The following is an 11,426-nucleotide window of genomic DNA, read 5'->3' as shown; positions in this document are numbered from 1 at the left end:
GCTATCTTTTCCCGGCAAGAAAAAAATGACGGAAAACACCTGTTTTCCGTCATATACCCTCAGCATCCGACCTTAGCGTATATCTGTGCCCGTTCTATGTACCGACCCCTGAACCGGTCGTTGAAACGCTTAGGGCATGTCAGGCCCAGGCCGCCATTCAACAAGAGAAGACCAGACCAACTTCACGTAAAATCAGACTCTCCATTTATAAAATGCGATACAAATAAAACGCTTTTTCGTAATAGCGGAGCATCTCAGCGAGAGACGATTATTTTTTACTGTACTTCAAATAATTTCCTCTATTGAAAACATAATATAATAAATAAAACGTAAATCACTCAACAAAAAATCCTCTCTGAGAAATTAAGAATATCTCAGCAATTCGTCTCGAATATTAGACATGTCGTGACAATATGTGCGGAAGTCGGCGGGCGATCATGGGTGAAAATTACACAAACTATCTCGGCGGAGTCTACGGAATCAGCGCTTTCGAAGATCCAGGCAACCTCACGACTCTGGCAGCGCTGGGCGAAACAGGCTTTTACACTCAGGAAACAGGCGTATATGAGGCAATTGCCGCTGGTGACTGGAGCGAAATCGCGGCGGGAATGGCGTCATTAGGTGCTTACGGCGCTGCGGAAATTAACCTGCAATACGCAAGCGCCATCGATGAGTGGTTACAGAATGTCTATCAGGTCGACTGGATAGACGAAGGTCTCAAGCCATCGATCTGGAACTCGATTATAAATTTCTGGGGTGATCCCACCTGGTACACAGATTTTGTCGCAACGGTGACGGCTGCGAAAGCGTACGGGGTTGAAGCCGTTGCTCCAATCTGGTCTCCCAATGGCGATTTCCCGATGGATAACTGGTTCACAACCACATATCAACCTTACGAGGAAATCAAGCAAGCCTGCCTTCTGGGTGGCGGTATTTCCCTGGACACGCCACCTGGATACTTTGTCGCGCAGAGCGCCGCTTATCAAGAATTTTGTTACCAAGAAATTCAGTGGGCAAATGTCAATAATCTTGTCTCGAGCGTTATTCTGTCTCCCGTGGGGGGGGATGGCTGGTTTGCAATCAATGTAAAGATCGTTGTGGAGGATTACGAGCGTGCTGGCGCCATCCCCACAGCATGGATTGTAGAAAATTATGCGTCGGACGCATCGGACGGCATCTGGGGCGTAGGATCCGAAACAGATCCCAACACAATGGCCGGCGAGGCCTTATGGGTCTCAGAAAATGCCGAGACCACGACGTTCACACCGACGCCAGTTATCGGGACATCGACCGGTACAAACACAATCGCTTCTGACGTGCTCAAGGGCTCGCAGATATCTGGAACCACAGTTCCTTACGCAAAAATCACGCTGTATGAAGTGGTAAATGGCAAGCCTGTCATTGCTTTGGGCACTACCACTGCCGACGACGATGGTAACTGGACCGTCACACTACAAAAGGTTGGCTCTGGTAACTACGACATTGAAGCAGTCGCCATCGGCCTGAACAACGTCACTTCCGCAGCCTCTGCTGCGGTTTCCGTAACAAGCCCCGGTCCGACTGCCATTATTGTAGATCCCTCATCTGCGACTACAACCGTTGAGACAACAGTCGCACAGTCAACAACGTTAACTTTTGGCCTGGACATCAATGGGCGTTCCGCCTCGACGGATCTGGTTCTGCAAAATGCGTCGTCCACCACAGGGACAGCAGTAGCAATCATCTCAAATGAAGCTGCCCACGGGACGCAGGAAATTATCGATAATAGCGTGGCAGATGCAAACCTTACCGTCTACGGTAACGTCGGTGACACAGAAATCATCACAGGAGACGCCACCACAACCATTATAAACAATGCACGCAGCAACAGTGGTACTCTCACCGTGGTTTCTTCTACGGGCGCCAATAATACTATTGGCGCAGGTGCCTCAACCGTCCTCCAGACTGGGGGCACTAACGTTGTGACTATGGGTAAGCAAATTGATTCCAGCGTAAACACTCTGACAATAGAAGCTGCTATCGACCCTGATATTGTAGAAGGTACGTCTTTGCTGGGTGTCGGCCTGACAGAGACTGTCATCAGTCTGGTCGGCGGATCATCAGTCACAAATATTATCCACGACGAAGATACGCAAGCTGTTACTGTGACAGCCTATAGCGCTGCAACAACAGAATTCACTGGCTCAAATGCAACTATATATATCAACAGCACGGGTCGCGCTCAGATCGTATCCGAGGGAGAGGATACCATTTACGCCGGCTCCGGCACTCTGAGTTTTGTTGCGGGAGCTGAAAGCGGTGACGTGGTCTATGCGGGTACCGGCGTTATGGACATCGACTTCAGTCAGTCGAGTGACAACGGAGTCGAAACCTATATAGGCCGCAAGGCCTCGGAGGGCAACGGCAGCCTCACCCTCATCGGCGGTTCATCGTCCGTTGCCGTCACTCTCATCAGCGAGAAGTTCGCTAACCTTACAGCCGGAAGTGGAGCGTTCAGTCTGACAGCGGGCAACGCCGGCGGCTTTACTGCCGATCTCACAGCCTCTGAAGATGCCGAACTCTTTCTCAATGGCGGTCTCGGAAATTCAGTCATCAGTGGTTTTGATGGAGAAAAGGATACTGCTACTGTAAATAACGTTTCCGGATATACCATTGTTGACGGAAATCTTGTCCTCAGTTTGACAGATGGTAATACAGTTACTTTCGATGATGTGACATCCTTTAAAGGGATGACGATTTCCGAAGCTTTTGTAACTGTCGTTGCCGATATCGGTCATGAATCTGATCTGACATTCGGTGTCGACAGTAACGGTGAATCGCAATCCCAGTATATAAACCTTATTAATTATGGCGTTCGCGCCGGTACCGAATATTCTGTCGTGTCTAACCACGCTGTTCAGGGTATTAAGGAAATCCTCGATAATCGTCATGCTCTCGCTAATCTCACATTTTACGGCAATTCGGGGGACACAGATATTTACACCGGCAAGTCGGTGACTACGCTGATCAATGACGAGGAAGGTAATGACGGTACATTAACAGTCTATTCTGCAGCTGGAGCACAGAACACTATTTACGCGGGTAGCCACACCGTCGTCCAGACGGCTGGAACAACCACTGTTACAATGGGTGACGAGCCAGGATCTGACCGTAATGAACTGACGCTCCAAAATGGCTCCAGCAGCGACACGACCCGGACAGACATCTTGTCTGTCGGAGAGGCCAGCACGACAAATGTTATCATCGATAACGATACCGCTACGGTCAACTTAACGGCAACCGGCGCAGCTGCCCTTGAGTTCACAGGTATCAACGATACTGTTTCGTTGAACGACAGTAGCGGTGCAGCGATACTTACATCATTTGGCAATTCAACAGTATCGGGCGGCTCTGGCACGCTCAGCTTCATCGCGGATAACGGTTCCGGTGACGCTATTTCTGCCGGCTCGGGTGCAATGAACATTAATTTTAGCGCGTCCGCGTACAGCGGCACAGAAACCTACACCGGTCGCAGTACAGGCACTGGCAGCCTGACGCTCATCGGTGGCAATTCAACTGATAATGTCACTCTTGTCGCCGAGAGTGCCGCGACACTTACGGCCGGAAGCGGTGCATTCAATTTGACAGCCAGCGACGCGGGTGGCTTCACCGCCGATCTGACAGCCTCCATCCGGGCCGATCTGCTGTTGAAAGCTGGTCTCGGCAATTCAGTTATTTCCGGCTTCGATGGCACAAAAGATACTGCACAAATCGATGATGTTTCGAATTTTACTATCTCTGGGAACACACTTACCGTTAATCTAAATGATGGAAGCTCCGTCATTTTTAGCAATACTGACAGCACCCAGGGCCTTGTCTTAAGCAGTTGATTCGGTAGCGCTGCTTAGCGATCGTTGTGGCAGTCCCGGCTGATTTAGTCCGTTTAGGACGCCTCGGTGCGCATTATACACTATTCTGATGCGACTTGTGCGGTAGAGATAGATGATTATTCCACGCAAACCATATCAGTCTGAGGCCAGTGACGAACAGCGTTCGCGGATCGCTGATTATTTCGCATCTTCTTCTGATGAAGGAGAATGCTGCGCCACGCCACCATGATCTGCGGTTTATCAGGAGCTCCGGTGCTGGACTGCGGTGAAATGTTTCGGGGCTCTGGCCCACGATCTGCGAGCTGTGCCGCGTACCGGGTATTACGGCCTGAAAGCAGGACGAACCGACGACAGCGATCATTGATAGCTGGAGACGCTGCGCTTGAACCCGGAACACGGTTCATGGTCGGCTGCGATGGCGCGAAAAGAAAAGAACGGATCGAAGCCTCATATGGCCGTTGTTATCGTGGGACATCTTCTGGCTCTGAGCGTAACCCAGACCAGAAGAGATGACCGGCAGAAGCCGGTTGGCTGGCCGCGGCAGCGCGGATGGACATTCAGAAAGACTGCCCCTGCACTGAAGCAGGAACGGGGGGATGCGCTGAAACGACGGCAGGACTGGTCTGATCTCCAGCCTGATCCACGATCCGCACTGTCTGATCTTTATCGAGAAACCGAACTCTCCACGAAGATTACCCGCCTGCGTGATCGCGCTTTACGCAGGGAACGTTGTCGGGCTGGCGTGCCGCACGGCCACTGGAAAACCACGACGTTTACCGGGGTCTGCGCCTGACAGACATGACCGCGGTGCCATTCGTGCGTGATGGTCCCATGAACGGCACGATCTTTCTGGCCTGTGTCGAAAGGTTCTCGTACCGACACTGAAACCGGGGGATATTGTCGTGATGGACACTCTCCCGGCTCACAAGCGCCAGGCGGCACAAAGCACTATTGAGCGGCCAGGAGCAGAAGTGATGTTCCTTCCGCCATACAGCCCGGACTTCAATCCCATTGAGATGGCCCTCTCAAAACTTAAGCCCATGCGGCGCGCAAAGGCCGAACGGACTGTCAGTGCTCCGGGAGGCGCCGTCGGGGCGATGCTCCCCACCTTTAGCGCAGGTTTCTGCACGGCAGCAGGGTATGAACCAGCTTAAAATGGAACTCCTCTAGGCTGCAGCTTTACGCTCTGCATAAGCAGAAGCACCATTGTATGCGTGTTCGCCAGACTGAAGCAGTTCAGAAGCATCGTGACACGTTATGACAAGCCAGAATCTACCTTCCTCGCAAAAATCCGGTTCGTCTCAGCGGTCCTTGGCCTTAGGCGAAACACGCCCTGGCCTCTTCCCTAGCCAACCTCATAACATTGTGCTTTCGCCTATTCTGCAACATCGGCAGGCCTGTAAAATTTCATCGTTCGTAGCGTTCGAGCAGATCGAAGAAGAGTTGGTTACGCGGTTCGAGATACTGACGAACATTTTTTTCGATTAAAAATTTACGAACACTCTCGAATCGGGTCTTGAACGAAATCTGTACATTCCGTTCCGCTATTCTTAATAGTTGAAATGTTTCGCAGACGGCGGAGTTCCTCGTTCACTCGAGGCATAATGGCATGCAGCCACGACTCTGATTGTGCACGATGATTTTCATATTGGCGTATAAAATTACCAATCCAGTCATCATTGAAAGCAGCTAAGTCCAAGACTGGCGACATCGGGTTGTCGCCACGATTACGAGAACTTTTCCACATCCACTCTTCCACAGATTTATAGAAGAAATGGTAAATACAAATTGCTTCAAAGTTGCCCTTATCGGCAAAGCCGGCGCTGCGATTCATCCCGCTTGGTGGCTGAAGATATTCATGTTTCTCACCGTTTGCCAGAGTGTATCTGAGTGGATTGAGCGTCCACTCGACCGGGTGATGGGCACGCGAATGAAGAACACATCTAGGTCGGAACGCAGATTTAACGAGACGCCACCCTTCACCAATCGCGCCGTTGCCAACGAATTGTTTATTGCGCTCGGTCAAAGGAATAAAAATTTCATCAAGGCTGTTTTTCGTTTTCTCCGACGCCATGAACCGCCAATTTAACGCTAATGCATCAACTCGACGATGCTCACTCCAAGAAAAAAACTCATTAATATTGTTAAAATATTTTGGGTTCAAAGCTATAAACTCATCTCCATCAATTACATGACACCATTTAAAGTCAAGAATGTCTGGCAAGAGAGAAAGTGCGTGCCCATAGGCTTTATATTGTGCGGGAACCTTAGCGTCTACGACGTTATCGATCCATGTAATGAATTCTTTCTCAGCAAGTGCCGAGAGTAGTTCATCTGACTGATCTTCATTATTATTACTATATAGGAAGAACCATTCGACGCCAATGGCACGATGGTAAGCGATCCACTCAAGAAGGTAAATGCCCTCATTACGGACACACGCGAGAATGCATATGCCACGAGTGGCAGGTACGACGCGGCGGATAGCATGATTGCAGGCATGAGCGAAACTGGCCGTCTTACCTTCGAGACCCTTTATAGCAAGAAAACTGTCGGAGGCCGGACTGATATAACGTCTGGCCGGAGGCACCTTGCCATTTCCAGCATGTCTTTTTTCAAGCCAGGCAGCGAGATTTGGAATAGCCTGTTCGGCCCACGGATCACACGCGGCGCAAGTGGTAAATTTATCACGTAAAAATTTATCTGTAATCAGACTGTGAGAGAAAGTGTTGAGTTCGTCGTACGGCAACAAGGGCGCGATAGCATCTAATGCCGGAACAGCAGAGGACCCATTATAGGTGCGAATAAATTCCTGAATTCCAGACGAATTTAGGCCCGTAATAAAAATGTCTTCTATTTCTCTGGAGATATCAGGAAGATTAGCAGGGATATCTGCTGCTGAGACAGGAAAAAGACGGAATCGCTCCCAGTCATTTACGTGATCACGGTTGCCTTCAATGCGCGCAGTGCCACTATGCAAATCAGGTATGATAGCACTGAGATAAAGAAGTGTCGTCGGGTCCTGGAACGTCACATCCATTGAGTTTTCGCATGTGCCCATTCGGAGAGGGATAACTGTTCCTTCAAGACCACTGCAAGCAATATCAAAAGACAACAGTGGACATCCGACGGTCAAAAATAAAAGCTGAGGGCGGCTTTCGACGATAAAGCCTATGAGTTCGTGACGATCGACAGAAGCGTCTTCTCGGGAGTTGCTGACGCTTGGCGCATGTATCGACGTCGAAAGCCAGAGATCATGAAAGGACCTGATTTTGAAGTATCTTGGCATATTTTTGTAGTCCTAACGTTTAAAAGATAATTTTTAATATCCTGGCTCGATTGAAGCAAGTATGCCGCTGAAATATCGGTGAATTTGCGGGTATTTGTCAGCTCGGAATTACGAGCAGGTCTTGGAGAACGAATAGAATTCCGTTTGACGGGGTAAAACGGTCACGAAACCAGTTTTGCTATTCTAGCTCTGAATACATGGTTCGTTAAGAAATTGCCTTTATAGGGCGCCTCAAGGTAGCAGGATTGACCCGTTTTTTGGGCACTACCTTAGTAATACTGGCAAGATGTCGTGCCATCGCGACAATTTCCAGTCTGCGCTATTTTCCTCGCTCTCGCAGGTATTTGAAGGGCTTTCAGAGCAAGATTGCGGCTTGCGAAAGCGCCAGCGTTCCGTCAGCTAGCGCGAATTATCATTTGTGGTTCGACGACGGGGCTAATGCGCCATGGCAAGCCTGTTTTAGGACGGCATTGGCGATGGTGACGAGACGTCGTGCGATAGCGATAATTCTCAGGTTCAGGAGTTGGTAAACCATTGTTTTGAGTACCGCTGTAGAATTCATAGACTTACCCATGAAGTTGAGGACGTGAACGAGGTGTTTTTGCTTTTTGAGGGTCAGATGGAGCTGATCAGGCCGTTTTTCCCACTGGCGCATGGGGTTCCGCGTGTGGATGACCGTCGTATTCTGAGCGGGGTCGTCTATGTGATCCGCGACAGGCTTCAGTGGAAAGATGCCGCGAAAGCGTATGGTCCACATAGGACCTTATACAACCGCTTTGTCCGCTGGAGCCGCTCCGATGTCTCTCACCGGATCTTCGTCGCGTTGACAGAACAGGCGGGCAGGTCGAAGCGCCTGGTGATTGATGCGACACATCGGAAAGCGTACCGGACAGCGGCGTCACTGCTTAAAAAGAGTTTTTCTTCGCCATGTCGGACGCACGAAAGGCAGCGTGAACTCAGAGCTTTATGCTATCTGCGACGGTCAGGGGCGACAGGTCCGACTGTATCTGACTGCAAGGCGGGTCAGTGACTTCAAGGGGGCAGATGTAATCCTGGAAGATCTTCCCAATGAAGAAGCACCGGAAATCAAAGCCACCTTACAACTGGCATCTGTATAAAAAGCGCCATCTGATCGAAAACATGGCCGCAGAAACTTAAAGACCGATGACAGATGGCTATCAGGAATGACCGCTGCGCTCATATGTTCATGTCTGCAATCCATATCGCAGCCGCCTTCACTGTCTGGCTCAAAGAGTGGGGCCTGAGCCTCAAAATTCTCCGCCCACCGGTAGATAAATTGTTACTAAAATGTTATCGTAATGCCAAATGAAGGTGCGACGTGCCTCGCATTCACATAGCAGGAATAGCGATAATTATGAGCGACCAGATAAGTACAGTTGATGATTCGGATTATTGCGTTTCCGGGAGCGTGATCAATCTCAACCATGCCAATCTGACAATTATCGGAGATTCCGGGAATAATGACCTCTTTAGTTCCTATGGCAGCGAGACCGTCGATTGGAGTAACTATATTCCAAACAATGGAGTAACGATTGATCTCACTGGATCTAATAATACAATATTACTTAACGGAAATACTACCGAAAGTGGCGCCGGCGGCGTGTTTTACGTGAAGCTCGCCGGGTCCGGAAACTGCATCAGTATATCTGATTATGTTTCCACCGTGAGTAATTATAATATGACCGATCCGGGCCCTCTTTCGGCAGACATCAGTTCTGACGCCTATACGCGCATGTACGGCAATTATGTCTGGCAAAATACTAACTCAGTAAGTGTCGGCGCAAAATCAGATCTTACCGGGGCGACCTTCATAGGCATCAATGGGTCACCTGAGAGTGGTGGTCACTCGATCACCGCAGGCGCGGAGACCAAATTCGGCTATGTATCAGACTCCGATATTGAAACGGGCTTCAAATGTACTTTCGAAGGCGTAAATGAAAGTCAAATGACAGTGCAGCGGGACTGCGTTATCGATACCCTTAATGACACGTTAGTCATTACGGATAACGGTCTGACGGTGAACGATGCAGGAGGAGGTAGTGTTATCGAGGGTTACGGAACAGTGACTGTTTCGGATTCGGTTTCCAATAATCAGATCCTGCCCGCTCAATCTGATAGTACCAGCCCGGCGGCTCCCACCTACCCGTCGAGATATTTGCCGGATACGACCATTTCCGCCAGGCAGGTTTATGTCCATATGGGAGATGCTGATGCATCTGCTATTGTCGACCTGGATGCAGAATCATTCATCAAATGTTTTTTCGATAAACGAAGTCAACTTTCCTGATCGCTGTTCCATTCATCCTGGTGATCATCAACTCTGATTGGCGACACAGACGAGGAGCGCAGAACGCGGGTTGCCGTCATGAAGCCGGAAAACACCTCCAACCACTTTCTTGCAGCGGCTCGATCTTCTCTCTCGACAGCTAATTCATACTGTTGCTCGGATATTGATCGTGCCGTATCTCCGCAATTAAGTACAATTCTTACCAATGGGTCGTTATTTTCATCCATTTTCGTCGCGTTCCGGTGCATTTATGTCTTAATATTTTTTCGACACATACGTTCGCCAAAAGTGTCCCAGATCCCGTGTGAGTACTTCGATCTTGATGTAATTTCTCTAATATTTCTTTAACTATCTCATCGGATTTACGCTGTCTGGTCACAATTCGAGCTTTCGGAAGCTCCTTGGTTTGAAGTTGGATCAGCCCAAGAGGATGCTGCATAAATTGCGTTTCAGGCAGGAGTAAAAGGCAGGCATTTTTAGCAGAGATCGCCTGGGGCCGGGCATCATATCTATGAAGCAAGCAAAAAAGGCGAACTGGCGTTCTGAAATGGCTTCTGTCGGATACGTGCAGTCATAAGATGACTGAAAATGGCGTGGCGTAATGCCGGCGCATCACCATGCTCCGCGATACAGACAGACTGGCGGCTGGCGCTCGTGAGATAAAAGAGCGTCGGGGATATGTTCTGTTGCCTAAGGACGGCAGCCGGAGTTTCGTGGCCGCGAGACTAAGAAAAGCGACGAACGATTTTCTTGTTGTGTCATAGCGGGTGGGGATACGGAGACTGTTTGAGCCTGTTGAACATTTGCTCGATGCGATTGCTATCCCGGTCACGACGGATGTCGCTGGAAACGTCCCGTGTACGGTTTGAACGTAGCGGAATCACCAGAAATTTCGCTGCTCGTCAGGTCGAAACCGGGAGGGCGTTCCTGATCGTCAGCGCGGGCATGGGTCCTGCTCGTAAAGCCGTCGCGGCCTCAAGTTCGCTTATTCGCCTTACGGCTGATAAAACCAAGGCTGGAATTCCTATATCATAATACAGAATCCAAAGCATTTTTGGAATACTGATTCTATTTCTTTTTTTGACGATAGTGTCAGGCAATTCTTGGCTATCAGCGGCCTGGTAAGGAGGCTCATAGAGTAAGCTTTTCACCATATCTTTCAGGCGAACGATCCGGTGCAGTTTCGATGGGACTGCATTTCCGGTGTCGCGACAAGCAGTGGGCCGGGAGGATTCTTCTTTGGCGCAAAATAAGAATCCCCTGCCCGGTTTCGGAACGGGCAGGGGAGTAGTCAATAGAAGGAACTGGTGCGGATGGCGTCCGCACAAAATCCTCTTAGCAGAAAATTAATTACCGGAATATTAACGAAAGTGAGGTCCGGACAAATCTTAATTGTACGTTACAATTGAACACAATTCGGTCCTGCGGCCGTCCGCAAAGAGGGAGTGGGTTCCCATTACTTCCCCGCGAAATCACTTCGAGGGCAGGAGGCAGAGGCTTTTTGTACACAGTTTGTGTGAATGCAGGATTAATGAGTGCCGTCCGTCATTCATTCCAGAAAAGCAAAACTTCATTTTTGCAAAATCGTCGCTAAATAAAAACAAATCTCCGGGTTCCGCTATCGCTCTCATCCCGCTCCCTTCAGCAATACCTGGAGTAACGGACGTGTTATTTTGCGACTGTCATAGCGTCCTTGGTGACTCGTGCGCTTTGCATAGGGAATAAGCAATCCGCTGCCGGATGGCGTCATAGTCTTTCTGGATGTGCCAAGGCATAAGGCTAGAAAGCGTCACCTGGGCATGATGGACTCATATGCCGCCGGGGAGCAGCTTGTGGACACTGGCTTCGCCCGCCGGCCTGCATATAAGTCCGTATGCTGCCGCCCACAGGCTCAGTTACGCGGGCCCGGCTGCTCGGTGACGATGCCCGGATACTGACTGCTGCGCGAGTGCAGATGCTG

Annotated in this window: 5 protein-coding genes and 2 pseudogenes; 4 read left to right on the top strand and 3 right to left on the bottom strand. The window is 49.8% G+C overall.

Annotated features, from left to right (window positions below; all coding sequences use genetic code 11):
* Positions 1-437: 437 nt before the first annotated feature.
* A complete protein-coding gene (locus GOB93_RS20080) occupies positions 438-3,869 on the top strand; it encodes a beta strand repeat-containing protein (protein WP_173585172.1) in 3,432 nt (1,143 codons plus the stop codon).
* Between the two features lie 484 nt (positions 3,870-4,353).
* Positions 4,354-5,023 (top strand): annotated as a pseudogene (locus GOB93_RS21825) (transposase); the annotation flags it as partial.
* Between the two features lie 338 nt (positions 5,024-5,361).
* Here the strand turns inward: GOB93_RS21825 and GOB93_RS20065 are convergent.
* Both GOB93_RS20065 and GOB93_RS21285 read right to left on the bottom strand, forming a co-directional pair.
* The gene (locus GOB93_RS20065; RefSeq protein WP_173585170.1) at positions 5,362-7,158 is read right to left on the bottom strand and encodes a glycosyltransferase family 2 protein; all 1,797 of its coding nucleotides are present in this window, start codon (positions 7,156-7,158) and stop codon (positions 5,362-5,364) included.
* 412 nt (positions 7,159-7,570) lie between these two features.
* Positions 7,571-7,813: a hypothetical protein gene (locus tag GOB93_RS21285; protein ID WP_206752626.1), complete on the bottom strand. Its 243-nt coding sequence runs from the start codon at positions 7,811-7,813 to the stop codon at positions 7,571-7,573.
* Here GOB93_RS21285 and GOB93_RS20060 point away from each other — a divergent pair.
* Both GOB93_RS20060 and GOB93_RS20055 read left to right on the top strand, forming a co-directional pair.
* Positions 7,745-8,413, top strand: a pseudogene (locus GOB93_RS20060) (transposase); the annotation flags it as partial. The gene GOB93_RS21285 and the pseudogene GOB93_RS20060 sit on opposite strands and share 69 nt — an antisense overlap.
* Before the next feature lie 120 nt (positions 8,414-8,533).
* Positions 8,534-9,466, top strand: coding sequence for a hypothetical protein (locus GOB93_RS20055; protein WP_173585169.1), 933 nt, complete (start codon positions 8,534-8,536; stop codon positions 9,464-9,466).
* Here GOB93_RS20055 and GOB93_RS20050 read toward each other — a convergent pair.
* Positions 9,454-9,693, bottom strand: coding sequence for a hypothetical protein (locus GOB93_RS20050; protein WP_173585168.1), 240 nt, complete (start codon positions 9,691-9,693; stop codon positions 9,454-9,456). The genes GOB93_RS20055 and GOB93_RS20050 overlap by 13 nt on opposite strands.
* Between the last annotated feature and the right edge of the window lie 1,733 nt (positions 9,694-11,426).

Source organism: Acetobacter musti, from assembly GCF_011516835.1.
Classification (GTDB): domain Bacteria; phylum Pseudomonadota; class Alphaproteobacteria; order Acetobacterales; family Acetobacteraceae; genus Acetobacter; species Acetobacter musti.
The sequence above is the reverse complement of the archived record's forward strand: the minus strand, read 5'-3'. Positions and strand labels throughout refer to the sequence as shown.

What these genes read in the sequence shown, in the direction of transcription:
- GOB93_RS20080 (WP_173585172.1), top strand. Translation starts at nt 438, where the DNA reads ATGGGTGAAAATTACACAAACTATCTCGGCGGAGTCTACGGAATCAGC.
- GOB93_RS20065 (WP_173585170.1), bottom strand. Translation starts at nt 7,158, where the DNA reads ATGCCAAGATACTTCAAAATCAGGTCCTTTCATGATCTCTGGCTTTCG.
- GOB93_RS21285 (WP_206752626.1), bottom strand. Translation starts at nt 7,813, where the DNA reads ATGCGCCAGTGGGAAAAACGGCCTGATCAGCTCCATCTGACCCTCAAA.
- GOB93_RS20055 (WP_173585169.1), top strand. Translation starts at nt 8,534, where the DNA reads ATGAGCGACCAGATAAGTACAGTTGATGATTCGGATTATTGCGTTTCC.
- GOB93_RS20050 (WP_173585168.1), bottom strand. Translation starts at nt 9,693, where the DNA reads ATGGATGAAAATAACGACCCATTGGTAAGAATTGTACTTAATTGCGGA.